22 protein-coding genes are annotated in these 26,653 nt (G+C 63.0%); 11 read left to right on the top strand and 11 right to left on the bottom strand.

The genetic code is table 11. The features are described from left to right. Position 1 precedes the first annotated feature (1 nt). The 4 genes from GA0004734_RS15345 to GA0004734_RS15330 form a co-directional block, all read right to left on the bottom strand. Positions 2–1,147 (bottom strand): M24 family metallopeptidase, encoded by a 1,146-nt coding sequence (locus tag GA0004734_RS15345; protein WP_092936347.1) that lies wholly within the window; start codon positions 1,145–1,147, stop codon positions 2–4. A 52-nt stretch (positions 1,148–1,199) separates the two neighbouring features. Continuing rightward, complete coding sequence (locus GA0004734_RS15340; RefSeq protein ID WP_092935058.1) at positions 1,200–1,910, bottom strand: GntR family transcriptional regulator; 711 nt, start codon at positions 1,908–1,910, stop codon at positions 1,200–1,202. A 161-nt stretch (positions 1,911–2,071) separates the two neighbouring features. After that, entirely contained in the window at positions 2,072–2,551 is a 480-nt protein-coding gene (locus GA0004734_RS15335) for a pyridoxamine 5'-phosphate oxidase family protein (RefSeq protein WP_092935056.1), read from the bottom strand. 124 nt (positions 2,552–2,675) lie between these two features. After that, positions 2,676–3,644, bottom strand: a complete 969-nt coding sequence (locus tag GA0004734_RS15330; RefSeq protein ID WP_092935054.1) for a sugar-binding transcriptional regulator — start codon at positions 3,642–3,644, stop codon at positions 2,676–2,678. A 277-nt stretch (positions 3,645–3,921) separates the two neighbouring features. On the opposite strand from GA0004734_RS15330, the gene tal reads away from it, so the two are divergent. The 8 genes from tal (at position 3,922) to yjfF (ending at position 14,192) form a co-directional block, all read left to right on the top strand. After that, positions 3,922–4,878 (top strand): transaldolase, encoded by a 957-nt coding sequence (gene tal, locus GA0004734_RS15325; protein ID WP_092935052.1) that lies wholly within the window; start codon positions 3,922–3,924, stop codon positions 4,876–4,878. Between the two features lie 415 nt (positions 4,879–5,293). Further along, positions 5,294–6,955 carry a ribulokinase gene (locus tag GA0004734_RS15320; protein WP_092935050.1) on the top strand — a complete coding sequence of 554 codons (1,662 nt, stop codon included), beginning with the start codon at positions 5,294–5,296 and terminating at the stop codon, positions 6,953–6,955. A 50-nt stretch (positions 6,956–7,005) separates the two neighbouring features. Then, positions 7,006–8,514, top strand: a complete 1,509-nt coding sequence (araA, locus tag GA0004734_RS15315) for an L-arabinose isomerase (RefSeq protein WP_092935048.1) — start codon at positions 7,006–7,008, stop codon at positions 8,512–8,514. 7 nt (positions 8,515–8,521) lie between these two features. Then, positions 8,522–9,235, top strand: coding sequence for an L-ribulose-5-phosphate 4-epimerase AraD (araD, locus tag GA0004734_RS15310; protein ID WP_092935046.1), 714 nt, complete (start codon positions 8,522–8,524; stop codon positions 9,233–9,235). Between the two features lie 193 nt (positions 9,236–9,428). Further along, a complete protein-coding gene (gene ytfQ, locus GA0004734_RS15305) occupies positions 9,429–10,391 on the top strand; it encodes a galactofuranose ABC transporter, galactofuranose-binding protein YtfQ (RefSeq protein WP_092935044.1) in 963 nt (320 codons plus the stop codon). 263 nt (positions 10,392–10,654) lie between these two features. After that, on the top strand, positions 10,655–12,205 hold the full coding sequence (gene ytfR, locus GA0004734_RS15300) for a galactofuranose ABC transporter, ATP-binding protein YtfR (RefSeq protein ID WP_092935042.1): 1,551 nt from the start codon (positions 10,655–10,657) through the stop codon (positions 12,203–12,205). Beyond that, positions 12,205–13,227 carry an ABC transporter permease gene (locus tag GA0004734_RS15295; RefSeq protein WP_092935040.1) on the top strand — a complete coding sequence of 341 codons (1,023 nt, stop codon included), beginning with the start codon at positions 12,205–12,207 and terminating at the stop codon, positions 13,225–13,227. Before ytfR ends, GA0004734_RS15295 begins: the two co-directional genes overlap by 1 nt. Continuing rightward, a complete protein-coding gene (yjfF, locus tag GA0004734_RS15290) occupies positions 13,224–14,192 on the top strand; it encodes a galactofuranose ABC transporter, permease protein YjfF (RefSeq protein ID WP_092935038.1) in 969 nt (322 codons plus the stop codon). The genes GA0004734_RS15295 and yjfF overlap by 4 nt, the downstream gene beginning before the upstream one ends. A gap of 58 nt (positions 14,193–14,250) precedes the next feature. On the opposite strand, the gene GA0004734_RS15285 is transcribed toward yjfF, so the two are convergent. Both GA0004734_RS15285 and GA0004734_RS15280 read right to left on the bottom strand, forming a co-directional pair. After that, a complete protein-coding gene (locus GA0004734_RS15285; RefSeq protein ID WP_092935036.1) occupies positions 14,251–14,484 on the bottom strand; it encodes a hypothetical protein in 234 nt (77 codons plus the stop codon). 40 nt (positions 14,485–14,524) lie between these two features. Then, positions 14,525–14,716, bottom strand: coding sequence for a hypothetical protein (locus GA0004734_RS15280; RefSeq protein WP_092935034.1), 192 nt, complete (start codon positions 14,714–14,716; stop codon positions 14,525–14,527). 285 nt (positions 14,717–15,001) lie between these two features. On the opposite strand from GA0004734_RS15280, the gene GA0004734_RS15275 reads away from it, so the two are divergent. Beyond that, the gene (locus GA0004734_RS15275) at positions 15,002–17,287 is read left to right on the top strand and encodes an FdhF/YdeP family oxidoreductase (protein WP_175386401.1); all 2,286 of its coding nucleotides are present in this window, start codon (positions 15,002–15,004) and stop codon (positions 17,285–17,287) included. A gap of 67 nt (positions 17,288–17,354) precedes the next feature. Here GA0004734_RS15275 and GA0004734_RS15270 read toward each other — a convergent pair whose 3' ends face one another. The 5 genes from GA0004734_RS15270 to GA0004734_RS15250 all read right to left on the bottom strand — a co-directional run bounded on the left by GA0004734_RS15270 (position 17,355) and on the right by GA0004734_RS15250 (position 23,092). Continuing rightward, positions 17,355–18,116, bottom strand: coding sequence for an SDR family NAD(P)-dependent oxidoreductase (locus GA0004734_RS15270; RefSeq protein WP_210173750.1), 762 nt, complete (start codon positions 18,114–18,116; stop codon positions 17,355–17,357). A 70-nt stretch (positions 18,117–18,186) separates the two neighbouring features. After that, positions 18,187–19,296 carry a catalase family protein gene (locus GA0004734_RS15265; protein WP_092935032.1) on the bottom strand — a complete coding sequence of 370 codons (1,110 nt, stop codon included), beginning with the start codon at positions 19,294–19,296 and terminating at the stop codon, positions 18,187–18,189. Continuing rightward, complete coding sequence (locus GA0004734_RS15260; RefSeq protein WP_092935030.1) at positions 19,293–21,548, bottom strand: xanthine dehydrogenase family protein molybdopterin-binding subunit; 2,256 nt, start codon at positions 21,546–21,548, stop codon at positions 19,293–19,295. Before GA0004734_RS15260 ends, GA0004734_RS15265 begins: the two co-directional genes overlap by 4 nt. Positions 21,549–21,557: 9 nt before the next feature. Continuing rightward, positions 21,558–22,574 (bottom strand): FAD binding domain-containing protein, encoded by a 1,017-nt coding sequence (locus GA0004734_RS15255; RefSeq protein ID WP_092935028.1) that lies wholly within the window; start codon positions 22,572–22,574, stop codon positions 21,558–21,560. Continuing rightward, positions 22,574–23,092: a (2Fe-2S)-binding protein gene (locus tag GA0004734_RS15250; RefSeq protein ID WP_092935026.1), complete on the bottom strand. Its 519-nt coding sequence runs from the start codon at positions 23,090–23,092 to the stop codon at positions 22,574–22,576. The genes GA0004734_RS15255 and GA0004734_RS15250 overlap by 1 nt, the downstream gene beginning before the upstream one ends. 152 nt (positions 23,093–23,244) lie before the next feature. On the opposite strand from GA0004734_RS15250, the gene GA0004734_RS15245 reads away from it, so the two are divergent. Further along, a complete protein-coding gene (locus GA0004734_RS15245) occupies positions 23,245–24,084 on the top strand; it encodes a non-homologous end joining protein Ku (RefSeq protein ID WP_092935024.1) in 840 nt (279 codons plus the stop codon). Between the two features lie 2 nt (positions 24,085–24,086). Then, positions 24,087–26,630 carry a DNA ligase D gene (ligD, locus tag GA0004734_RS15240; protein ID WP_092935022.1) on the top strand — a complete coding sequence of 848 codons (2,544 nt, stop codon included), beginning with the start codon at positions 24,087–24,089 and terminating at the stop codon, positions 26,628–26,630. The last annotated feature ends 23 nt before the right edge of the window (positions 26,631–26,653 follow it).

Raw genomic sequence — 26,653 nt, 5'->3', positions numbered from 1 at the left:
GTCAGGCGACCGGCTGCGTCGGGCCGGGGGCCGGCTCGGTAAACCATTTCGGCCCCGTCTCGGTCATGTAGATATGGTCCTCAAGCCGGATGCCGAAACGGTCGGGGAAGACGACCATCGGCTCGTTGGAAAACACCATGCCGGCGCGCAGCGGCAGGGTATTGCCGCGCACGATGTAAGGGTGCTCGTGGATCTCCAGCCCGAGGCCGTGGCCGGCGCGGTGGGGCAGGCCGGGCAGCGTATAGTCGGGGCCTATGCCGTGGCGGACGAGCACCGCACGGGCGGCATCGTCGAGGCTGTGGCAGGGCGCGCCGATGCGGGCGGCGTCGAACACGGCCTGCTGCGCCTCCCGCTCGATATGCCAGGCACGGGCGAAATCCGGCGTCGCTTCGCCCAGCATATAGGTGCGGGTGAGGTCCGAGTGATAGCCGTCGATCCGCGTACCCGTGTCCACGAGAATCGCATCGCCTTCCGAGAGAACCTGATCGCCATCCGCACCGTGGGGCAGGGAGGTCGCTGTGCCGAAGGAGACGATGCAGAAGGTGGAGCCGGAGCCGGCGAGCGCCCGATGCTCACGGTCGATGAATCGCACGATATCGGAGGCCCGCACGCCCGGCGCCATTTGCGCATGCGCGCGCTTGTGCACCTCCAGCGTGATGTTCATGGCGTGCTGGATGATAGCGATTTCGGCCGCCGATTTGACGATCCGGATGTCGCGAATAACAGGGCCGCCATCCACGAGGCGCTCTGGCCCGAATGCCGTTGCCAGCGGATGATAGATGGCGAGAGGCAGGGCATCGTCGAGCGCCAGCGTGCCTTGAGCGCCGAGGATGCGGCGGACGAGGTCGGCGGGGCTCTCTTCCTCCTGCCAGACCGCGATCTCGCCCGGCAGATGCGGCAGCGTCTCGACGCGGCTCTGCTCGAAGCCGGGGACGATGTAGTGGAGTGCCGTCGGCGTGACCAGTGCGCCCAGCAGCCGCTCGCTCGCATGCCAGTGAAGGCCGGTGAAATATTGCAGGCTCTTCGACGAACCCAGCAGCAGGCCGGCAAGGCCCCGGGCATCGAGGCTCGCGCGCAGGCGGTCCAGACGCTCCCGCCGCTCGGTATCGGAAATGAAGAGGGCAAGACCAAGGTCGGAGGGGGACATCATATGCTTTCTGTCTGTGTGGCGCGGTGAGGGGGCCAGCATTGGCCGTCGCTCAGAGGTTCTGGATGGCGGTCGCCTTGCCCATGTCGCGGGCGACGTATTCCTGGATCTGCCGCACGATCTGCGCGGCGTGAGCAATGGCAAGCCGGTCGCACTCCTCCACGTCGCCCGCCTCGATCGCGGCGATGAACGCTTCGTGCTCATCGACATATTGCCGGGGAAGACGATCATCGAAGGTCGAGTAATAGAGCCGCAGGATGCGCCGTCCCTCGTCCAGCAGGCGGCTGAAGAAGGTGACGTAATAGGGATTGCCGCCGAGCACGGCGATGGCGACGTGAAATTCGCGGTTGGCCTCGATCATGCCATAGGCATCATGCGCTTTGACCGCGTCGGCAAAGGCGCGTTGATGCCGGCGGATCTCGGCCATCTGCGCGGTATCGCGGCGGGCAGCGGCAGCACGGGTCGTGACGCGGTACATGAGGGTCAGCGCATCGAAATAGGTGGGAAGTGCTGCAAAATCGATGGTGGCGACGATGGTGTTGCGGTTCGGAAGCGTCGTGACCAGGCCGTCGGCGGACAGGCGCAGCAGCGCCTCGCGGATCGGCGTTCGCGACATGCCGAAACGCTCGGACAGCCGGACCTCATCGAGCGGACTGCCGGGTGGCAGCGCCATGGAGAGGATTTCTGCCCTGAGAGCCGCATAGACGCTCTGGGTTCCCGAGCCGCGAGCGCGAACCGTTTCCGGGGAGATGGCTTCCGTCATGAGACCCCTTTGTGCATTCCGATGCGCCCTTCGTCACAAGGGCCTGTTCCAGTTCTATCACGGGGTAATACAGGCTGTCGACATGGGGTGTCTGCGGCGCGACGAAAAACGGCGCGGCATATCTGCCGCGCCGCTGGGGCTGACCGGTGACGGGAAGCCGGTCAGAGATCGACCTTGGCGTTTTCGCCCATGTCGGGCTTCGTGTTGGAAACGGCCGCTGCTGCCATCTTGATGTAGCTGATGACGGTGCCGGGGCTGTCCCAGTATTCCGCAAAGGACGGGGTTACGCGCAGGATGCGGATTTTCGGATCATCCGGGCTGTCCCACCAGGCCTTGGCCGGTGTGCCCCAAAGCTCCTTGATCTTCTCGCGGTTGTTCTCGATGGAGGCGGTGCCGGACAACGAAACGTATTTCTGGCCCTTGGTATCGGCGAAAGCCAGGCAGACGTTCGGGTGCGCCTCAACCTCGTCGTCCTTATGACTATCGGCATCCGTCAGAAAATATACGGAATTTTCCATGCGCTCCACATAGGCTGCCATCGGCCGGGCGCGAATATCGTTGCCCGTCTCGGTCGCCAGCATGCAGAAGCCGATCTTGTCGATCAGATCCCAGACCTTCGTCGTGTCATCGGTATGCGCCATGTGTGTCTCCTTGGGTTCGTTTCGGGAGGAGAACAGCGGAGGGCGGCTTTCTGTTCCCTGCGTCGTCGCGTGCTGCGCCCGAACGCAAGCCCGTTCCGCAACCCGTTCCTCAGGCCCGTTCCGCTCAGGCTATGTCCAGCAAGCCCCGCGCAGCCGCCTCGTCGGTAATCAGCGTGTGACAGCCGGTGCGAGCCATGGTGGCGCGGATGGCCGCGACGCGCTTGCGGCCGCCCGACGCGATGACGACGTGCCGGGCCTTGGCGACGGCGGAGAGGCCCACGGACATGACGCGCCGGTTCAGCGGATGATCGACGCTGTTTCCGGCCGCATCCAGAAAATGACAGAGCGTATCGCAGACCGTGCCGGCGGCCAGCAGGGCCTTCAGATCCTCCGGCAACAGGAAACCGGGGGAGAGCGACGAGCCATGAGCGCTGAAATCGCCGCAACTGACGACCGCGATATCGAGCATTTCGGCCGTCGCGAAGAGCCGGTCCAGTCCGCAGCGCTCGATCAGGCGCGCCTTGGTTTCCTCCGAATCCACGATCAGCGGCGCCAGCATCAGCATGCAGTCCGCGCCGAGCGCGCTCGCGAGCCGCCAGGAATAATCGACCGGATTGAGCGTAGATGTCTCCACCAATCCGCCCAGCAGCGAGACGATCTTGGCGTTTTCCATGCGTGGCGGCCGAAACGTCTGGAGGGAGGCACTGAGCGTGCGGCCCCAGCCGACGCCGACGACATTGCCGTCGCGGATCACCTCCGACAGGAAGGTGCCGAGCGCCGCCCCGACATCGCGGGCGGTCTCATCCACATCGCCTTCGCCCGGCACGACGATCGCCTCGTCCAGGCCCAGCTTCTCCTCGAGACGCAGCGCGAGTCCCGTGCAGTCCTCCGGCGTCTCGTTGATCCAGATCTGCACTTCCGCACGCTTCACGGCCTCGTCCAGCATGCGGATGACGGTCGCTCGGCTGATACCGAGGTTCTCGGCGATGTCCTTCTGCGTCAGCCCCCTGTTGTAATAGAGCCAGGCTGCCCGCAGGCGCAGCGAGCGCGTGTCGAGCAGGATGTTGGGGTTGGTGCGGTCCAGTCTGGCCAAGGCGTCTTCCTTCCGCGGATCGCGGTCTGAGGTGCCTCCCCGATAGACGATTTCCTACCGGAATTCTCGCAGGAGAGGCACAACTTTTGAATAAACGATTTGACAAAAGTCATCAAGCTACTCATATCGGGACATGCCGGAGGCGGAACCCGATGCTCGTTTTCCCGTTCGGTCTCATGATCCGTCGCGCCGCGGCGGAGGTCCTATCGAGGGCAGCAGTGACGCGCCGCAGAGGCCGCATGCAAGACCCTCCGACGAAAGATGACGAAAGGCGAAGATGATGTCCAAGCTGGAACAATTACGCGGCATCACGACCGTTGTGGCCGACACCGGTGATATCGAGGCGGTTGCCCGCCTCAAGCCGGTGGATTGCACGACCAATCCGACTATCGTGCTGAAGGCTTTGGGAACACCGCTGTTCGACGAGATCAATGCGGAAGCCGTGACCTGGGCGAAGACCCAGTCGATGGATCATGAAGACCTGGTGCGTGCCGTCGCCGACCGTCTGGCCGTTTCCGTCGGCGCCGAGCTTGCCAAGCTGGTCCCCGGCCGGGTTTCGACCGAGGTCGATGCCGACCTTTCCTTCGATACCGAAGCGTCGATCGATAAGGGCCGCAAGATCATCGCCGCCTACAAGGAACGCGGGATCGAACGCGACCGTATCCTGATCAAGCTGGCTTCCACCTGGGAAGGTATCCGCGCGGCCGAAGTGCTGCAAAAGGAAGGCATCGACTGCAATCTGACGCTGCTCTTCAGCATGGCCCAGGCGGTTGCCTGCGCCGATGCCAACGCTTTCCTGATTTCGCCGTTCGTCGGCCGAATCCTCGACTGGTACGTCAAGTCCACCGGCGAAAAGTACACCTCGGAAACCGATCCGGGCGTCGTCTCCGTGCGCGAGATCTACAACTATTACAAGGCCAACGACATCAAGACCGTCGTCATGGGCGCCTCGTTTCGCAATATCGGCGAGATCGAAGCCCTTGCCGGTTGCGACCGCCTGACGATCAGCCCGGCGCTGCTCGAAGAACTGTCCAAGGACGAAGGCAAGCTCGAGCGCAAGCTTTCGCCCGAGAACGTCACGCCGGTGGACAAGATCCGCATGGACGAAAAGACGTTCCGCTGGATGCTGAACGAAGACGCGATGGCGACCGAGAAGCTCTCCGAAGGCATCCGCGCTTTCGCCAAGGATCTGCAAGCGCTGCGGGGCCAGGTTTCCAAGCGTCTCGCTGTCTAAGCAGGCGATAACGCTGATCGATGTTGAAGAAGGCCGGTGCATTGATGCATCGGCTTTCTTGCTGTCATGCTCCGGTGGCAATCTGTACCGGCTCCCGCAGGCCATAGGACGTCCATGCGGAAAACCAAAAGTTCCCTGTTTACAAAAGTATTACAATATGATTTTTCTGTCCGCACCGTTCGCGGAACGGCATTCTTCGGGAGGGGAATCAGGATATCGGTGCATGCGCGATCGGCGGGCTGTCACGGCTGCGCGGGTCGCGTCATGCACGGTGGGCGTTGTCGGTTCCAGAGGTCGAGCCGCATCGTACATGACGTCTCTGCTGCGATCCCAGCGCGTGTCGGCACGACGCGTTGCGGTCGCAGCAGTCCGTGACATCTCGGCTGGCTGACATTCGCATTTTTCTGGAGCTTTCATGTTCACTCTCGGTATCGACTACGGCACCAACTCGGTTCGCGCCCTCATCGTGCGCGCGTCCGACGGCAAGGAATACGGCACGGGCGTCGTGGATTACCCGAGCGGGACGCAGGGCGTGCTGCTCGATCCCCGCGACCACAATGTCGCCCGCCAGAGCCCGGCCGATTATCTCTACGGTCTTCAGGAAAGCGTGGCGCGGGCGTTGGAGCAGGCCGTTTCGCAACCGGATTTCGACGTGTCGAAGGTCGCCGGCATCGGTGTCGACAGCACGGGATCAAGCCCGCTTCCGGTGGATGCGAGCAATCAGGCGCTCGGCATGCTGCCGGAGTTCCAGTCCAACCCGAATGCGCAGTGCTGGTTGTGGAAGGACCATACGAGCTGGCGCGAGGCGGCCCGCATCACGGAACTCGCCGGCGAACATCGCCCGCAATATATCGCGATGGTCGGCTCGACCTATTCCTCGGAATGGTGGTGGTCGAAGATCTGGCGCTGCCTGACGGTCGCCCCCGACGTGTTCGCAGCGGCGCATTCCTGGGTGGAGCTGGCCGATTGGGTCCCATCCGTATTGGCTGGCGTCGAGAACCCCCGCGACATCGTGCGCGGCGTTTGCGCGGCGGGTCACAAGGCGCTCTACAACACGGCGTGGAACGGGCTGCCGGACAAGGAATTCCTGGCGATGCTCGCTCCTGAGATCGCCGAACTGCGCGACCGGCTCTACGACAAGGCCTATGACGCCGCGACCCCGGCGGGTGCGCTGTCCGCAGAATGGGCCGGTAAGCTGGGTCTCCCCGCGGGCATCCCGATCGCCGTCGGTGCGTTCGACGTTCATTACGGCGCCATCGGCTGCGGCGTCGAGGAAGGCACGCTGGTCAAGGTCATCGGCACCTCCACCTGCGACTGCGCCGTCGTGCCGGTGAAGACGCAGCCGGGCGATATTCCTGGCATCTGCGGCATCGTGGAAGGCTCGATCCTGCCCGGCTTCTTCGGCGTCGAGGCCGGACAGTCGGCCGTGGGCGATATCTTCAAATGGTGGGTCGAGGGCGTCTGCGGCGGCTCCGGCGCGCTGCATGGCGAACTGACGGCGGAAGCCGAACAGCTGAAGCCCGGCCAGACCGGCCTGCTGGCGCTCGACTGGAACAACGGCAACCGCACCATCCTCGTTGATCAGCGCCTGTCGGGCCTGATCCTCGGGCAGACGCTCTACACGACCCGCGCCGAGATCTATCGCGCGCTGGTCGAAGCGACGGCCTTCGGCGCGCGCGCCATCATCGAGCGCATCCGGGAATATGGTGTAGCGGTCGACCGCGTCGTCTGCACCGGCGGCATTGCCGAAAAGAACCCGATGCTGATGCAGATCTATGCCGACGTGACCGGCTGCACCATGCTGGTGGCCGGTTCCAGCCAGACCTGCGCGCTCGGTGGCGCCATCGCGGCGTCGGTTCTTGCCGGCGGGCATGCCGATTTCGAAACCGCGCAGTCTGCCATGACGTCGCTGCGCGAGGAGCGCTACACGCCGATCGCCGAAAACGAGTCCGTCTATAATGACCTCTACAGGCTCTACCGCGAACTGCATGACAGCTTCGGCGGTCTGAACAAGCAGGCCGACCTCTCGGGCCTGATGAAGAGCCTTATCGACATCAAATACGCCGCCAACAGCTGATAATTCCGCGCCTCTCGGGTGCGACAGGATAGACAACAAGGACTGATACGATGTTTGGTTTGAAGCCCGCTAAAATCTGGTTCGTCTGCGGATCGCAGCATCTCTATGGCCCGGAAGCGCTGCAGCAGGTCACGGCGCATGCCGAGGAAATTGCAAAGGCGCTCCACGATACCGGCAATTTCCCGCTGGACATCGTCTGCCGCCCGATCGTAACGACGCCAGAACAGGCCGCTGATCTTTGCATCGAAGCCAATGCCGATGCGGAATGCGCCGGTCTCATCCTCTGGATGCACACTTTCTCGCCTGCCAAGATGTGGATTCGTGGCCTTGCGCAGCTGAACAAGCCGTTCCTGCATCTCCACACCCAGTACGATCGCGAACTGCCCTGGGCGACGATCGACATGGACTACATGAACCTGAACCAGTCGGCGCATGGCGACCGCGAAGCCGGTTTCCTGCACACCCGCCTGCGCCTCGGCCGCAAGGTCGTCGTCGGCCACTGGACGGACCCGGAAGTCCACCAGCGCATCGACGCCTGGATCCGTGCCGTTCGCGCCTGGCATGACTGGCAGGGCGCCCGCTTCTGCCGCTTCGGCGACAACATGCGCTTCGTTTCCGTCACCGATGGCGACAAGGTTTCGGCTGAAATGGCCTTCGGCTTCTCGGTCAACACCTACGGCATCGGCGATCTCGCCGCCCGCATGAACGCCGTCAGCGACGAGGACGTGAAGGCGCTCGCTGCCGAATACGTCAAGGTCTACAACGTCGTGCCGGAGCTTGACGAAGGTGGCGCCCGTCACGAATCGCTGCTTTACAATGCGCGTCAGGAACTCGGCATCCGCGCCTTCCTTGAAGAAGGCGGCTTCAAGGGCTTCACCACCACCTTCGAAGACCTGCACGGCCTGACCCAGCTTCCCGGCATGGCGCCGCAACGCCTGATGGCAGACGGCTACGGCTTTGCCGGCGAAGGCGACTGGAAAACGTCCGCGCTCCTGCGCGCGCTGAAGGTCATGGGCGAAGGCCTGACCGGCGCGACTTCCTTCATGGAAGACTACACCTACCATATGGCGCCCGGCTCCGAGCAGGTTCTCGGCTCGCACATGCTGGAAATCTGCCCGACGATTGCCAGCGGCACGCCGTCCGTCGAGATCCACGCGCTCGGCATCGGCGGCAAGGACGATCCGGTCCGTCTCGTGTTCGACGCCATCAAAGGCCCGGCGCTGAACGCATCGCTGATCGATCTCGGCAACCGCTTCCGCCTGCTGGTCAACGAAGTCACGTCCGTCGAGCATCCCGATCTGCCGAAGCTGCCGGTCGCCCGTGCCGTCTGGGAGTGCAAGCCGGACTTCAAGACGGCGTGCACCTCGTGGATTCTCGCCGGCGGCGCGCACCACACGGTCTACAGCTATGACGTGACCACGGAAATGCTGGAGGATTTCGCCACCATCGCCGGCATCGAGCTTGCCGTCATCAACGACGACACGACGCTGCCTGCCTTCAAGCAGGACCTGCGCAACAACGAGGTGTACTACCACTTCGCCCGCGGCATCCGGGGCTGAGGGCGTCATGTCGGTCTATACGGAACTGAAGCGCGAAGCTTACGAGGCAAATGTTTCGCTGCCGCGCCACGGCCTGATCAACCTGACCTTCGGCAATGCGAGCGCGGTCGACCGCGCTCGCGGCGTCTTCGCGATCAAGCCGAGCGGCGTCGATTATACCGCGATGACGGTTGAGGACATGGTGATCGTCGACTTCGACGGCAAGCGGGTGGAGGGGACGCTCAACCCGTCCTCCGACACGCCGACACATCGCCGCCTGCTGATGGCTTTCGAGGAAATCGGCGGCGTGGTGCACACGCATTCCTCGCACGCCACCGCCTTCGCGCAGGCCGGCATGCCGATCCCCATCTTCGGGACGACGCATGCCGACTACTTCAACGGCGATATCCCGGTGACCCGTAAGATGACGGCCGAAGAGATCGGCACGGCCTATGAGTGGGAGACCGGCAACGTCATTGTGGAGTGCTTTGGCAATGCCGATCCGCTCGATTTTCCGGGCGTCCTCGTCAATCGCCACGCGCCGTTCACCTGGGGTAAGACGGTGGCGAAGGCGGTGGAAGTCGCGGTCGCCGTCGAGTGCATCGCGCATATGGCGATGATGTCCTTGCAACTCGCGCCGAAGCTGCCACAGATCGAGCCGGAACTGCTCGCCAAGCACTTCAAGCGTAAGCACGGGCCTGGTGCCTATTACGGCCAGAGCGACAGCAAAACCAAGTCCTAAGCCATTGAATATACATCACCCGCGTCTCACGACGCGGGTGTTTTTGCATGCGCCGGGGGAAGTCGAATGGTGCGTAAAAACGTGCGTGAAAAATGTCGGATGGTTGCATTTTGACGCACGCATCCACTTTACAAAAGTCATATTGTATGACTATATACGGCCATCGCTGAGGAGCGATTTTTGGGAGGAAATCATGAAGTTTGTTAAGGCACTTAGCTGTGCAACAGTTCTCGCTGGCTGCGTTTTCTCGAGCGTATCCGCTGCCGACATGACGGTCGGCTTTTCGCAGATCGGTTCGGAGTCCGGCTGGCGCGCGGCAGAAACCACGGTGACGAAGCAGGAAGCCGAAAAGCGCGGCATCGACCTGAAGTTCGCCGATGCCCAGCAGAAGCAGGAAAACCAGATCAAGGCGCTTCGCTCGTTCATCGCACAGGGCGTCGATGCGATCTTCGTGGCGCCCGTCGTCGCGACCGGCTGGGACGAAGTCCTCGGCGAAGCCAAGGATGCCGAAATTCCGGTCATCCTGCTCGACCGTACCGTCGATGCCGACAAGAGCCTCTACATGACGGCCGTCACGTCGGATCTCGTGCATGAAGGCAATGTCGCCGGCAAGTGGCTGGTCGATACGACCGCCGGCAAGCCGTGCAATGTCGTCGAGCTTCAGGGCACGACAGGATCGTCGCCGGCCATCGACCGCAAGAAGGGCTTCGAAGAAGCGCTGAAGGGGCACGACAATCTCAAGATCGTGCGCTCGCAGACCGGCGACTTTACCCGCACCAAGGGCAAGGAAGTCATGGAAAGCTTCCTGAAGGCTGAGAACGGCGGCAAGAATATCTGCGCACTCTACGCCCACAATGACGACATGGCCGTCGGTGCGATCCAGGCCATCAAGGAAGCCGGCCTGAAGCCCGGCACCGACATTCTCGTCGTCTCCATCGACGCCGTGCCGGATATCTTCCAGGCCATGGCCGCCGGCGAAGCCAATGCGACGGTCGAGCTGACCCCGAACATGGCCGGCCCGGCCTTCGACGCTCTCGCCGCCTTCAAGAAGGACGGCAAGGAGCCGCCGAAGTGGATCCAGACGGAATCCAAGCTCTACACCCAGGCCGACGAGCCGCAGAAGGTGTACGAAGCCAAGAAGGGCCTCGGTTACTAAGACATCTCCCAAGCCCGGATTCTCACATCCGGGCGAAGGGTTCCAGCATGCGACCGGCGGGAGCGGAGGCCTCCGCCGGTTCATTTCTGCCGGTCGGCAATGACGCGCTTCGTTCCAGTGCGCCCGGCCGCCGTCGCACCGTATATCCGGCTTTTCCCAATGCGTATGTCGGAGGGGCAGGCCCGAACGGGCGATACAGCATCCACTGACAGCATTGGAGCGATCCCGGCGCATGAACGCCGATGGGCGCTCCGGGAGGGATCATGCAGCCAGATCCGGATACCGTTCTATCCGCCAACCGCATCGACAAGGTGTTTCCGGGTGCCAAGGCGCTCAGCCAGGTCGATTTCACGCTCCGGCGCGGCGAGGTGCATGCGCTTCTCGGCGAAAACGGCGCGGGCAAGTCCACGCTGGTGAAGTGCCTGACGGGTGCCTACCACCGCGACGGCGGCACGATCCTGCTCGATGGCACGGAAATCGACCCCCGCGATACGCTCGACGCACAGCGGCTTGGTATCGGCACCGTCTATCAGGAGGTCAACCTCCTGCCCAATCTGAGCGTCGCCGAAAACCTCTTCCTCGGACGTCAGCCCCGCCGGTTCGGCCTGATCGATACGGGCGCCGTCAACCGCAAGGCGCGGACGCTGCTGGCCGACTACGAGCTCGACATCGATGTGACCGCCGGTCTCGATAGTTTTTCCGTCGCCATCCAGCAGGTGATCGCCATTGCCCGCGCCGTCGATGTTTCGGGCAAGGTCCTGATCCTCGACGAACCCACCGCCAGCCTCGATGCCCACGAAGTCGCCATGCTGTTTCGCGTCGTGCGGCGGCTGAAGGCGAGGGGGCTCGGCATCATTTTCATCACCCACTTCCTTGAGCAGGTCTACGAGATCACCGACCGCGTCACCATCCTGCGCAACGGCCAGCTGGTCGGCACGCGCGACACGGCAAGCCTCGAGCGGCGCGAGCTGATCGCCATGATGCTCGGCCGCGAACTGGCCGCAGAGGTGCATGACGAGGCAGGCGCCGCAAAGGTCGCCGATGGTCCGGTGCGCTTCCAGTTCCGTGACTTCGGCCGCAAGGGGCGCATCAATCCGTTCGATCTCGACGTCAAGGCGGGCGAGGTCATCGGCATTGCCGGGCTGCTCGGCTCCGGTCGCACCGAAACGGCTGAGGTCATGTTCGGCGCCCGACGTGCCGACAGCGGCACCGCCACGATCGACGGCAAGGCGGCGGATCTGTCGTCACCGCGTGCCGCCATCCGCCAGAAGTTCGGCTTCTGCCCCGAGGATCGCAAGACCGATGGGATCATCGGCGACCTCTCGGTGCGTGAGAACATCGCGCTGGCCCTTCAGGCCCGGCGTGGCTGGGCGCGACCCATCGCGCGGGCCGAACAGGACCGTTTGGCGGCCGAATACATCAAGGCGCTCGATATCCGCACGACCGACGCGGAAAAGCCCATCCGACTTCTTTCCGGCGGCAACCAGCAGAAGGCGATCCTTGCCCGCTGGCTCGCAACCAACCCTGAATTCCTCATTCTCGACGAGCCGACGCGTGGCATCGATGTCGGTGCCCATGCCGAAATCATCCGGCTCATCGAAACGCTCTGCGAGAAAGGCATGTCGCTCATCGTGATCTCGTCTGAAATCGAGGAACTGGTGGTCTACAGCCACCGCGTGATCGTGCTGCGCGACCAGCAGCATGTGGCCGAGCTGACGGGTGCCGAGATTACCACGGACAGCATCGTCAATACGATTGCCGGACCGGCGAAGACGCCGGCTCAGATATCTACCGCAGCCGGGGAGATCGCGTAATGTCCATGCTCGGCCTTTACGGCAAGCGGCTTCTGCCGCAGTTCATCGCACTCGCCATCATCCTTGGCCTCGTGTCGATCGCCTTTCCCGGCTTCTTCAATCTCCAGGTCCAGAACGGTCGGCTTTACGGCTCGCTGATCGATATCCTCAATCGCGGCGCGCCGGTGGCGCTCCTGGCGATCGGCATGACTGTGGTTATCGCCACCAAGGGCATCGACCTTTCCGTCGGTGCCGTCATGGCGATCTGCGGGGCTGTTGCGGCCTCTGCCATCACCTCCGGCTATTCGCTGCCGGCCACGCTGCTGGTCACGGTCGGCGTCGGTGTCTTGTGCGGCCTTTGGAACGGCATCCTCGTCGCCATCCTCGATATCCAGCCGATCATTGCCACGCTGGTGCTGATGGTGGCCGGGCGTGGCATCGCGCAGATGGTGACCAATGGCGCCATCCTGACTTTCAACGACGAAGGCCTGATCTTCATCGGCAGCGGCTCTCTGTTTGGCCTACCCATGCCGATCGTCATCTGGATCACGGCCGGCATTCTCGTCGCTCTCCTGGTGCGGCGCACCGCGCTCGGCATGCTGATCGAGGCCGTCGGCGTCAATCGCCGGGCGAGCACGCTTGCGGGGGTCTCGACCCCTGTGCTGCTGATCGCGGCCTATGTCCTTTCGGGCCTCTGCGCCTCCGTTGCCGGCATCATCGCGGCCGCCGATATTCGCGGTGCCGATGCCAACAATGCCGGGCTCTGGCTCGAACTCGACGCGATCCTTGCGGTCGTCATCGGCGGCACATCGCTGCTTGGCGGCCGGTTCTCCATCGCGGCCTCGCTGCTCGGCGCCATGATCATCCAGTCGATCAATACCGGCATTCTGCTCTCGGGCTTCCCGCCGGAGTTCAACCTGATCATCAAGGCGGCGATCATCGTCTTCATTCTGGTTCTGCAATCGCCCAAGCTGCAAGGTACGCTTGCCTTCTTCTCCCGGTCGAATGCCGCCACCAAGCCTGCGGAGAGCAAAGCGAAATGAAAGCCAAACATCTCCCTCTGGCTGCGACGATCCTCATCTTCGTGCTGTCCTACGCGCTCTGCGCCGTCCAGTACCCCAACATCCTATCGACGCGCGTCATCGGCAACCTGCTGACGGACAATGCCTTCCTCGGCATCGCAGCGGTCGGCATGACCTTCGTCATCCTGTCGGGCGGCATCGACCTGTCGATCGGCTCGGTCATCGCCTTTACCGGCGTCTTCCTCGCAGTGATGATGGAGAACACGTCCATCCATCCGCTGGCCGCCTTCGTTCTGGTGCTGATCATAACCACCAGCTTCGGCGCACTGATGGGCGCGATCATCCATCATCTGGAGATGCCCGCCTTCATCGTCACGCTGGCCGGCATGTTTCTCGCCCGCGGCATGGCCTTCGTGCTGTCCATCGATAGCATCCCGATCCGCCATCCGTTCTATGCGACGATGAAGAGCTTCTATCTGAAACTTCCCGGCGGGGGACGGCTGACGCTGATCGGCGGCGTCATGTTGCTAGTCTTTGCGCTCGGCATTCTCATTGCCCACCGCACCCGCTTCGGCACGAACGTCTACGCACTCGGTGGCGGCGCCCAGACGGCGCGGCTGATGGGGGTTCCCACGGGCCTGACGACGATCATGATCTATGCGCTTTCGGGCCTGCTTGCCGGCCTCTCGGGCATCGTTTTTTCGCTCTACACCTCGGCCGGGTATTCATTAGCAACCGTCGGCGTCGAGCTGGATGCGATTGCGGCCGTGGTCATCGGGGGAACACTTTTGTCCGGCGGATCGGGCTTTGTGGCGGGAACGCTGATCGGCATCCTCATCCAAGGGCTGATCCAGACCTACATCACCTTCGACGGGTCGCTCTCGAGTTGGTGGACGAAGATCCTGATCGGCTTCCTCCTCTTTGCCTTCATCCTGCTGCAGAAGGGTATTTTGTACCTGTCGCGCAACAACCGCGCGCTGGCCTGATACGAAACGGCCCCGTTCACATCTGACGGGGCCGCTTTGCCTTGCTCTCTATGGGGCCTCAGGATGCCTTGCCGGGGTCGCCGGCGCTGGCATCGCGCTCCTTGTAGTTCAGGTCGAAGTCCTTGCTCCCACGCTTGCTCCCGCCCGGGCCACTGTTGACGGTGCTGTCGTCGGAGCCGGTGATTACGGTGGGCTTTGCGCTCGTGACGCCATTGTTGTCGCGACCGATGGTCGGACGCGTGAAGGCACCCTTGGCATCGGTTTCGGCTGCGGGTTTCTGATCCTTGGCCATGATAGTCTCCTCTTCGCGTTTGTCCCGTGTCGAACGTCTTTCAGACGATATGATCCGTGGTCTTCCAGTGCTCGGCGATCTCGATGAACGCTGCCTTGATCTCCTCGCGGGTCCAGCCGGCATGCATGGCGGCTTCCGTCACCTGCTGGACCTTCGCTCCAATCGCCTCGCGGCAGTCGAGCGCGCGGTCGGCATAATCGTCTTTTTCCCTTGGTTCCTTGATGGGCTGCATGGCGGTTCCTTTTTTCCTGCATCGGTCAGCCCCGCCGTCCCGACGGATGGTTTCCCGTTGCGTCGGCTCTCGATGGGCCGGCTCTGACAAGAGAACCACGGGCTGCGGGATAGGTTCCTGCGGAGGCTAAACGGCCCGGCCTCGCACGAGAGGTTGCCCACAGGGGACGTTGCACATGTGGGAAGTTGCCCGCGTGGGAAGTTGCCCGCGTGGGAAGTTGATGGCGTCGCGGAACCGGCATGGCCTGAGGCCGTTGCTGTTATTCCCGCCTCTGGAGCTTCCGATATGTCCAACGTGCCCAAGATCACGACCTACACCGCGCCTGCCGGCGGATGGGGATCGGTCAAGTCGCTGATACGCCAAGCGCGGCAGAGCAAACGGCCGGTTTCGATCCTGCCGGGGCTGACCAAGCAGAACAAGCCGGATGGATTTGCCTGCGTCAGCTGCGCATGGGCAAAGCCGGCCAAGCCCCATCCGGCCGAGTTCTGCGAAAACGGTGCCAAGGCGACGTTCTGGGAGTTGACGGCCGACCGTGCGACGCCCGCGCTGTTTGCGCGCCATACCCTGACCGAAATGAAGGGCTGGGACGACTTTAAGCTCGAATCCACCGGCCGGCTGACGCATCCGATGCGCTACGACGCGGCAAGCGACCGCTATGTCGAAACCACGTGGGAAGACGCCTATGCCGCCATCGGCGCGGAGATGAAGGCGATCCAGGCGGAGGATCCGAAGCGCACCGTGTTCTACGCATCCGGCCGCGCCTCGCTCGAAACGTCCTATATGTATGCCCTGCTGGCGAGGCTCTACGGCAACAACAACCTGCCGGACAGTTCCAATATGTGCCATGAATCCACCTCCGTCGGGTTGCTGGAAAGCATAGGGCAACCGGTCGGCACCGTGCGGCTGGATGATTTCGAGGCGGCGGATGCGATGTTCTTTTTCGGGCAGAACCCGGGGTCGAACAGCCCGCGCATGCTGCACCAGTTGCAGGAGGCCGTGCAGCGCGGCGCGCGGATCGTGACGTTCAATCCGCTGAAGGAGCGGGGTCTGGAACGGTTCGTCAATCCACAGGACCCGGTGCAGATGCTGACGCAGAATGCGACCCAGATCTCCTGCCAGTATCATCAGGTGAAAGCCGGGGGCGACATCGCCGTCATCGTCGGCATGGCAAAGGCACTGCTTGAGGCCGACGATGCCGACCTGAAGCGTGGCGGTAAGGGCGTGCTTGACCGCGAATTTCTCGCCGAGCACACCACGGGTGCCGAAGACTTCATTGCCTATGTCAGGGCGCAGGACTGGCTGGCGCTGGAGCGGGAATCGGGTCTCAGCCGCAGCGCAATCACGGAAGCCGCAGGCGTCTATATGAGCGCCAAGAGCGTCATGGGCATCTATGGCATGGGCCTGACCCAGCACAAGCTCGGGGTTCAGACGGTGCAGGTCCTCGTCAACCTGCTGCTGCTGCGCGGCAATTTCGGTCGGCCGGGTGCCGGTATCTGTCCCGTGCGCGGCCATTCCAACGTGCAGGGCCAGCGCACCGTCGGGATTTCGGAAAAGCCGGAACTGGTGCCGCTCGACAAGCTTCGGGAACTCTATGGCTTCGAGCCTCCGCGCGAGGAGGGTCTTGCGACCGTTGATGCTTGCAAAGGCATCATCGAGGGAACGGTGGATGCCTTCATCGGTCTCGGCGGCAACTTTCTGCGGGCGGTGCCGGAACAGGGACTGATGGAAGAGGCGTGGCCGCGCATGAGGCTGACGGTGCAGATCGCGACCAAGCTCAACCGTGGCCACCTGTTCAACGGTCGTGTTGCGTATCTCCTTCCGTGCCTCGGACGTACGGAAATCGACGAGCAGTCGAGCGGGCCGCAAACCGTGACGATGGAGGACAGCACGTCCTGCTTCCACGGATCGAAGGGGTTCCATGCGCCGGCCGCCGATACGCTTCGGTCGGAAATCCGCATTGTCGCCGAGTTGGCGAAGGCCTCGCTTGCGCCGAACCCCCGCGTTCCCTGGGACCGTTGGGTGGACGATTACGCCACGGTGCGCGATGCGATCGAGGCGACCTATCCCGATCTCTTCAAGGACTTCAACAAGCGGATGCATACGCCGGGCGGCATGGAGAAGCCCTTGCCGGTGCGCGACAGGATCTGGAAGACGGAGAGCGGGAAAGCCGAGTTCAAGCTGCCGAAGTCGCTGTCGGCAAGCTTCGCCAGTGACGGTCCCGACGTGCTGCGCCTGATGACGCTGCGCTCGAACGATCAGTTCAACACCACCGTCTACGGCTACGACGACCGTTTTCGCGGGGTTGATGGCACGCGGATGGTGTTGTTTTTGAACAAAAAGGAAATGGCGCGGATCGGCGCGCGGGCCGGCGAGACGATCGCGCTCGAAACCGTTGCCGACGACGGTGTGGCGCGCCGCATCGACGGGCTGCAGATCGTCCCCTATGACATCCCGGATGGGTGCTGCGGCGCCTATTACCCCGAATGCAACGTGCTGATCCCGCTCTGGCAGCATGCCGAGCGGAGCAAGGTGCCAGCGGCGAAATCAGTGCCGGTGCGGATCGTGCGGTAGCCTTGCTGAGATGCCGAAAGCCCGCTTGCTGAAACGGCAGGCGGGCTTTTTTCTGTGGTCTGAAGCCTTACTGCGGTGGCTGCCCGTTGGAGGCGGAGAGGCCACCATCGACGGCGATATTGGCGCCGGTGATGAAGCTGGCGTCGGGGCTGGCGAGAAAAGCGATGACGGCGGCCACCTCTTCCGGCTCGCAGACGCGGCCGAGCGGGATGCGCTCATAGAAGGTCTGGAGCAATGGTTCGTCGTCCATCATGTCCTCGGTCATGCCGGTGCGGGTAAGGCTCGGGCAGACCGCGTTGACGCGAATGCCGCGTTTGCCAAGATCCATGGCGAGCGCGCGGGTAAAGTTGACGACGGCGCCCTTAGCGGCATTGTAGGGGCTCATGCCCCAGTCGCCGCCCATGCCGGAGACGGAGGCCGTGTTGATGATAGAGCCGCCCGTCTTTTCGAGATGCGGGATGGCGGCGCGGCAGCCGTAGAAGACGCCGTCCGCATCCGTCGCCATGACCTTACGCCAGGCATCGTCGGTAATGTCCTCCGGCTTGCCGTTCTCGGCCGTTCCCGCATTGTTGACGAGCACATCGATCTGCCCGAAGCGATGAACGGCGGTTTCCACCAGCGCATCCACGGAGGTGGATTGGGACACGTCGGCCACCTGCACCAGCGTACGATCCCTCGGGAAGGTCTGCGCGGTTGTGGTCAGCATCTCCCCATCCTTGTCGACCATGACGACGCGGGCGCCTTCGTCGGAAAAGCGACGGGCGGTGGCCGCGCCAATGCCGGAGGCCGCGCCGGTGACGATGACGACCTTGTCTTCGAAGCGATTCATGCGATTTTCCTTCATGTCAGTCTTTGCCGCAGCGTCGAGACGCTGCGGCACGCATTATGTCGTCGCTGCCTTATCCGGCAGCAACGGGACAGCGAGCGCCGGGCTCGCGTACGGGTACGGGATTGCGTTCCGAGCGGAAGGCAGCCGATGAATCGTAGGCCTGACGACGCATGCGCATAATGGAGCCGAGCGGCTGATGCGCGACGATGCCGTTCCAGGGGCGGAAGGACAGGCCGTCATCGATGCGTTTCTGCTTTTCCTCCGTCCAGGAATCCTGCGGCAGCACAGTCAGCCGTGCCACGGGAATGAACGGGCTTTGGTCTTCATCCCACAGCGCGGAGGCGTCCTCGACCGGCATGGTTTCGAGATCCGTGCAGAGTTGCACCCGCAGGTCCCATGTCGCGGTCTCGCCGCCGAAAAAGCTGCGAACCGCGTTTCTCAGCGCGTTCTCGTCCTTATCGGCGTCGATTGGCTGGTCCTTAAGGGTTTTCAGGTTCTCGGTGACCGGCACCAGCGCGAATTTGGCGATATAGTCGCCGTAGCGGTGCGGCAGCTGGGTGAAGAAGCTCTCGCCAAGAATATGGGTCTCGGGATGGCCACCGAGGCTCTTCAGCGTGGCACTTTCAGCCCCGAACGTCTCCAGCGCACTTTCCACGACGCGGAACACCTTCGATGCCACCTCCTTGGTCCGCTCCATGCGGTCGGTGGTGAGCGCGAGGCCCTTGAGGTTCGTCAGGAAGGCTTTGGCGCTCGGGGAGTTGAAGACCTTGCCGTTGACCATCAGGAAATCCTGGCTGGTCGAGCCCTCCAGCCCACCGGGCAGGCGTTCGCCTTCGATATCGAGGATCTTCAGCGAGAAGCCGCGTGGGGTGGACACGCTGTCATGGAGGATATCGCCCGGAGACGTGGACAGGCGGATGACCGCCTTGTGCCGGCCGGGCTTGGAGAAGATGCCCTGCGCAAGCGGCTCCGGCAGACCGGGCAGAATGTCCAGCTCGCCATCGAGCAGGCCATGGCTCTTTGCATGCACGCTGCGCACCGCATGGCCGCCATTACGCCAGGTGGTGTGGGCGATGGACAGCAGGGTTTCGGCCAGCGCGCGGGATGTCTCCGGCTCGTCCTTTTCGATAGTCTCGACATCGGGTCGATAGCGTTCGAGTGTCGTGGGGAGCTGGGTCATGCGCGCTTCAATTCGCTTTCGAGGATCTTGTCGATCGTGATGGGGAAATGGCGGAAACGCGTGCCCGTCGCGTGGTAGATCGCGTTGGCGACGGCCGCGGCGACGCCGACGATGCCGATTTCGCCGAGGCCCTTCACGCCGATCGGGCTTGCCTTGTCGTCATGCTCATCGACGAAAATGACCTCCAGATCGGAAATGTCGGCGTGCGCCGGCACGTGATATTCGGCGAGATTGTGGTTCATAATGCGGCCGGTGCGGTGGTCGATCATGCTTTCCTCATGCAGCGCCATGCCGATGCCCATGACGATACCGCCCAGGATCTGGCTGCGGGCCGTCTTGGGGTTGAGGATGCGGCCGGCGCCGATGGCGCTGACGACGCGGGTGACCCTGATGACGCCCAGCTGCTCGTCGATCTTGACCTCCACGAAGACAGCGGAGTGGGTGTAGCTGACGAACTTGCGCATCTGAAGCATGTCCGGCCCGGCCTTGCCCGGCTCCTCGACGAAGGACAGTTGCCTGGAGGCGAGGATATCCGACAAAGCGATCCCCACCTGGCTGTTGACGTCCAGCACGAGACGGCCGTCGCGGATCACGACCTCCTCGGGCTTTGCATCGGCGAGCGGCGAGTTCTTCATATCCTGCGCCATGTCGAGCAGCGTGGCCTTGACCGCTTCCGCCGCAATTTGCACCGCGGAGCCCGTGGAGGCCGCCGTCCAGGATCCGCCTTCCACGCCTGTCGTCGGCAAGGTCGAATCCGCTATTGCGACGCGGACGGCTTCGATCGGCACATCGAAGGCTTCGGCTCCCAGCTGGGCGAGGATCGTGTAGGTGCCGGTGCCGATATCGGTTGCAGCGGCGGACACCGTGACCTTGCCGTCGATCGCGTAGCATACCTTTGCCTCCGCCTGCGCCATGCCGGCCTCCCAAAAGCCGGTTGCCATGCCCCAGCCCACGAGATCGTACCCGTCGCGCATGGAGCGAGGCGCCGCCGATCGCTGGTTCCAACCGAACGCTTCAGCGCCCTTGCGGTAGCAGGAATGCAGAGCCTTCGACGTCAGCTGCTTGTCGCCGTTCTGGTCGAAGTGGATGAAGTTCTTCACCCTCAGTTCCAGCGGGTCCATGCCGATCTCGGTGGCAAGCTCGTCCATTGCGGATTCGAGGGCCAGAACGCCGGTGGCCGCTCCCGGTGCGCGCATATCGCCGGGGGTCGACATGTCGACCTGGGCAAGTTCGTAGGTCAGCTTGGCATTGTCGCACTTGTAGGCAAGACCCGACCAGTTGACGACGGTCTCCTGATAATCCTCGTAGCGCGACGTCGCCTGCACGGCGTGGTGCATGACCGATTGCAGCATACCATCCGCGTCGGCTGCCAGCGACACCGTCTGTATGGAAGAGGGTCGCCATGTCAGGGCGAACATTTCCTGACGCGACATTTCCACCTTCACCGAACGCTTCAGGTCGAGGCTTGCCATGACGGCGAGAAAGAGCTGGTGCTTGGGCCGCAGGCCTTGTCCGAAAGCGCCGCCGACATAGGCGTTCTTGACGACGACATCGTCAGGATCGAGCCCGAAGATGTTGCAGATATAGTCGCGCGAGGCCTGCGATCCCTGCGTCTTGTCGTGCACCGTCAGCTGCTTTTCGTTCTCCCAGAGAACCGTGGTGGCGAACAGTTCCATCGGATTGTGGTGCTCGCCCTCCATCACGTATTCCGCGGAAATCCTGTAGGCCGTACCCGCGAAAGCCTCTTCCGGTTTGCCGCGCGGCTTCGGCGGCGGCTGAATGCCGGAGCGCTTCTTCTTCGGCTCGTAGGCGTTCGGGTAGACGGTGTGCAGGTTCGTCTCCGGTGTCTCCGCCTTGTATTCCACCGTCACGAGCGACGCCGCATCGCGCGCGGCCTCGTAGGTTTCCGCGATGACGAGCGCCACCGGCTGCCCATCGAACTGAATGAGCGGCTTTTCGAGCGGGCGAAACGGGCTGCCGGGTGGGGCCACGCTGTCCTGCCACTTACTGTCCCACCAGGCCGCACTCGGCCGGTTCTCGTGTGTGTAGATCTTGACGATACCGGGGAGGCCCTCGGCCTTCGACGTGTCGATGCTGCGGATCTTGCCGGTGGCGATGGTGGATAAGACCACCGCACCATGCAGCATCCCGGGCTCGTAGTGTTCGGCCGCGTAAGGTGCGGTGCCGGAGACCTTCAGCGGGCCATCAATCCGGGAGACCGAAAGCCCTACGATTTTGGACGGGTTGAACATGGAATTCTCCTAGCGAATGGCTTTTGCAGACTGCACCTGCGGCGTGCCGCTGGCGGCCTGCGTCAGAGCGCGGATGATTGTCCGCTCAGCCATCGGGATCTTGAAGTCGTTGCCGCCCTGTCCCTGCGCGCCGGCAAGAAGCCGCTGCGCCAGCTGGCGAAACGTAGCCTCGTCCGCGGGCTTGCCGGCACATTCGGCCTCCGCGAGGGGGTCCCGCCACGGCTTGTGCGCAACGCCGCCGAGTGCCACCCGGATATCGACGATCCGACCGTCCTTCATGTCGATCGCAGCGGCGACCGAGACGAGGGCAAAGGCGTAGGACAGGCGGTCGCGGATTTTCAGATAGCTGTGGTTTGCGGCGAAGTGATCCGGACGCAAGCGGATGGCGACGACCATTTCGTCGGGCGCCAGCGTGTTGTCATATTGCGGCTCGTCACCGGGAAGACGGTGGAAATCGAGGAAGGTGATATCGCGGCGGCCGTCCGGACCCTCCACCTCGACCACGGCATCGAGCGCGGCGAGTGCGACGCACATGTCAGAGGGGTGCGTAGCGATGCAGGAGGCGCTTGCGCCGAGGATTGCATGAATGCGGTTTACGCCGCCGATCGCGCCGCAGCCGGAACGCGGCTCGCGCTTGTTGCAAGGGCTCGAAGAGTCGTAGAAATAGTAGCAGCGGGTGCGCTGAAGCAGGTTGCCGCCCGTGGTCGCGGCGTTGCGCAGCTGCGGGGAGGCGCCGGCCAAAACGGCGCTGGCAAGCAGCGGGAAGCGTTCGATGACGGTTGGGTCATAGGCAAGCGCCGCATTGCTGACGAGAGCGCCGATCCTCAAGGAACCGTCCTCAAGCGTCTCGATGTCTTTCAGCGGCAGGCGGTTGATGTCGATAACGGTGGCGGGGCTCATGACGTCGTACTTCATGAGATCGACCAGGTTGGTACCGCCGGCAAGAAGCCGGGCCTGCGGATCTGCGGACAGAGCCGCCACGGCGCCGGCGACATCTTCGGCGCGGATATAGGAAAACTGTTTCATTACTCAGCCGCATCCTTGTAGCTCTTGCCGGATTTCAGGCCCATCACCTGTTCGATTGCATCCGCAATGTTGGTGTAGGCCCCGCATCGACAGAGATTGCCGCTCATCAGTTCGCGGATTTCTTCGCGGGAGTGCGCATGGCCTTCGTTCATGAGACCAGCGGCGGAACAGATCTGTCCCGGCGTGCAGTAGCCGCACTGGTAGGCGTCGCGATCGATGAAAGCCTGCTGGAGCGCGTGAAGATTGCCGGGCTGGCCGAGGCCTTCGATCGTGGTGATGTCGGCGCCGTCGAGCGTGACAGCGAGTTTCAGGCAGGAATTGACCCGCTGTCCGTCAATGAGGACGGTGCAGGCGCCGCACTGGCCATGGTCGCAACCTTTTTTGGTGCCCGGCAGTTCCATCGGGCCGCGCAGCAGGTCGAGCAGCGTGACCCAAGGGGCAAGGTTCAGCCGCTCCTGCCTCCCGTTCAGCGTGATCACGATCGGAATGGCCATTCGTTCGGCATCGGCGTGAAGCATAGCAAACCCTTTCTTGCTCTAAATCTGGCTGGCCCTGAATTTGGAGACGAATCTGAACTGTATGCGGGTCAGAATGTTCCGATCGGAACCTCTGCCCGGTCATTCCGTTTGGTTCGCACACAGTCGGCAAAAGAGTGGTCAGGACGCAGCGAATGGCACGACGGGCGAGTTGGAAAGGCGCGTTGAAATTGCGGGATCTCACCTGTGCGGTCGGGCTTTACACGGCCATTTCCTCCTCTGAAAAGATCTCGTTCAACATCATCAACCGCAAGACCGGCCACCGGGTCGAGCGGCAGTTCGTGGACAGCGAGACGGGCAAGCCCGTCGAGCGGGACGACCAGATCAAGGGCTATCCGCTCGACAATGGCGACTATATCGCGATCGAAGGCGACGAACTGGCGGCGTTGATGCCCGACAGTGACAAGGTGTTGAAGGTCACACGATTCATCGCGCTCGATGTCATCGACACGCTCTATTTCGACAAGCCCTATCACCTGGCGCCTGTCGAGGATCACGACGCGGAAACGCTGGCGCTGCTTGCGCGCAACATGCGGGATGAAAATGTTGCGGCGATTGCGGAGGCCATCCTCTTCCGGCGCAATCGCACCGTCCTGATCCGCCCGCAGGACAACACGTTGATCGCGACGACGCTCAACTTCGACTACGAGGTCCGCTCGGCCAAGACGGCTTTCAAGTCCGTCCCGGAGATCGAATTCGACGAGGAAATGCTGGAGCTGGCCGGGCATATTATCGGTACGAAATCCGGCACCTTCGAACCCGAGAGTTACACCGACCGCTATAATGATGCACTGGCTGAACTGGTGAAGGCGAAGATCGAGGGGCGGACCATCGAGAAGAAGGCGCCGCCGAAGCACGACAATGTCGTCGATCTCAAGGAGGCCCTTCGTCAGAGCCTCGGCGGTCCGGGCTCCAAGGGCAAATCGACAGGTAAGGCCAAGGCTACGGGTTCTCGACAGAAGAAGGCGAGCTGAGGATGAGTCTCGACACCTATAATGCCAAGCGGCGCTTCGATGCGACGCCAGAGCCGAAAGGCGAGGCCGGGAAAGCTGCAAAGCGCAAGGCTGCCACTGATAGCGCGAGCTTCGTCATCCAGAAGCATGACGCGACGCGGCTGCATTATGATTTCCGGCTTGAAATGGATGGTGTGCTGAAAAGCTGGGCTGTGACCAAGGGGCCGAGCCTCAACCCCGAGGACAAGCGGCTGGCGGTGCATGTCGAGGACCATCCGCTGTCCTATGGCGATTTCGAGGGCGTAATCCCCAAGGGCCAATATGGCGGCGGCACCGTCATCGTCTGGGATCGCGGCACATGGAAGCCGATCGGCGATCTCGCCAAGGCCTACGCCAAGGGGCATCTGGAATTTACCCTGGACGGCGAGAAGCTCCAGGGTCGCTGGCATCTGGTGCGCATGCATGGCAAGCCGGGCGAGACGCGCGAGAACTGGCTGCTGATCAAGGGCGATGACGAGGCGGCACGGCACGACAGCTTCGACATCCTGAAGGAGCGACCGGAATCCGTGAAGTCTGGGCGCGACCTGAAAGACATCGCCCAGCATCCCGGCGATACCTGGAACTCGAAGAGCACGTCGAAGACGAGCAACGCTAAACGCAGCAAACCCGCCAAAGTGACGACGGCCACCGAGGGACAGGTGCATGCCTGGCCGAAGGGCGCGAGGAAGGCGGTTCTTCCGGATTTCGTAGAGCCGGCGCTGGCGACGCTGAAGCCGAAGGCGCCGTCGGGCGACCGGTGGGTGCACGAGATCAAGTTCGACGGCTATCGCCTTCAGGCGCGTATCGAGAAAGGCAAGGTCCGGCTGCTGACCCGCAGCGGGCTCGACTGGACGGAGCGGTTTGGCGATCAGGTCGCTGCCGCCTTCGCGGGCCTACCGGTTGAGACGGCGCTGATCGATGGCGAAATCGTTGTTCATAAGGACAATGGCGCCTCGGATTTCTCCGCTCTGCAGGAGGATCTGAGCCTCGGGCGCAGCGACCGGTTCATCTATTACGCTTTCGACATCCTTCATCTCGACGGGCATGACCTGACGAAGGCAACGCTGATCGACCGTAAGAACCTGTTGCAGAAGCTCATCCTTGCCGACAGTCCCACCGTTCGCTTCAGCGAGCATTTCGAGGACAATGGCGATCTCGTGCTGACGCATGCCTGCCGGTTGAGTCTGGAAGGCGTGGTTTCAAAGGAGCGTTCCGGCCCCTATGTCTCGGGCCGCAAGGGGAGTTGGGTCAAGTCGAAGTGCTCCGAACGGCAGGAGTTCGTGATCGGTGGCTATGCGCCGTCCTCCACCTCGGAGCACGCGATCGGCGCGCTGGCGCTCGGGGTCTACGAGGACGGCGCGTTGCGCCATGTCGGCCGTGTCGGCACCGGGTTCAGCCATGCGACAGCGGACAAGCTGTTCGATGCGCTGTCGGCTATCGAGCGCTCCGACAGCCCGTTCCGCGACAAGCTGACGGTGGAAGCGCGGCGCGGCCTGCGGTATGTGGAGCCGACGCTGGTCGCGGAGGTCGAGTTTCGAGCGTGGTCGGCGGATGGCAACCTGCGGCATGCCTCGTTCCGGGGCGTGCGAGAGGACAAGCCGGCAAGTAAGGTGCGGCAGGAAAGCCCGGCCGCGGAAAACGGCCGGACCTCGCCAACTCTTCCCAAGGCCGCGGTCACGTTGACGCATCCCGACAGGGTCTACTGGCCGAAGGAGGGCGTGACGAAGCAGGGACTTGCCGAATATTATGCGCAGGTCTGGTCGTTCATGGCACCCTATGTGGTCGATCGGCCGCTCTCGCTGCTGCGCTGCCCGCATGGCATCGATGGCAAGCAGCGCTTCTTCCAGAAACACGCCTGGCGCGGGATCAACAAGGCAATCGATCAGATCAAGGATCCGAAGGACAAGGCGGGCGAGGCGTCCTTGCGCATCACGGATTTCGACGGGCTCATTGCGCTGGTCCAGTCCGCGGCACTCGAAATCCACCCTTGGGGTACGACGACGCGAAACTGGGAAAAGCCCGACATGATCACCATGGACCTAGACCCCGGCGAGGATGTGAGCTGGGCCGAGATCATCGAGGCCGCTCTTCTGCTGAAGGGAGAGATCGAGGCGAAAGGGCTTGATGCCTTCGTCAAGACATCCGGCGGCAAGGGTCTGCATGTCGTCGTTCCCCTGAAGCCCTCCGCAGGGTGGCCGGCGGTCAAGGCCTTTGCCAAAGGGCTGGCGACGGATGCCGCCAAGCAGGACCCGGACCGGTATCTGGCGGTCGCGACCAAGGCGAAGCGCCGCGGGCGGATCTTCATCGACTATCTTCGCAACGGGCACGGGGCGACGGCGGTTGCGCCATACTCCACGCGCGCGCGGCCGGGTGCTGCCGTCTCTGCGCCGCTCGAATGGTCGGAACTGTCGGAGGCCATCGGACCCGATTATTTCACCGTGGACAATATGCCGGCCCGGCTCGCGTCGTTGAAGAAGGATCCGTGGGACGGGTTCTTCGCAGCGGCCAAGGTACTGCCGAAGGCTTGAGGTATCGAATATCGGGGCGAGGG

The sequence above is a fragment of the Rhizobium sp. 9140 genome, assembly GCF_900067135.1.
Taxonomy (GTDB): domain Bacteria; phylum Pseudomonadota; class Alphaproteobacteria; order Rhizobiales; family Rhizobiaceae; genus Ferranicluibacter.
The sequence above is the reverse complement of the archived record's forward strand: the minus strand, read 5'-3'. Positions and strand labels throughout refer to the sequence as shown.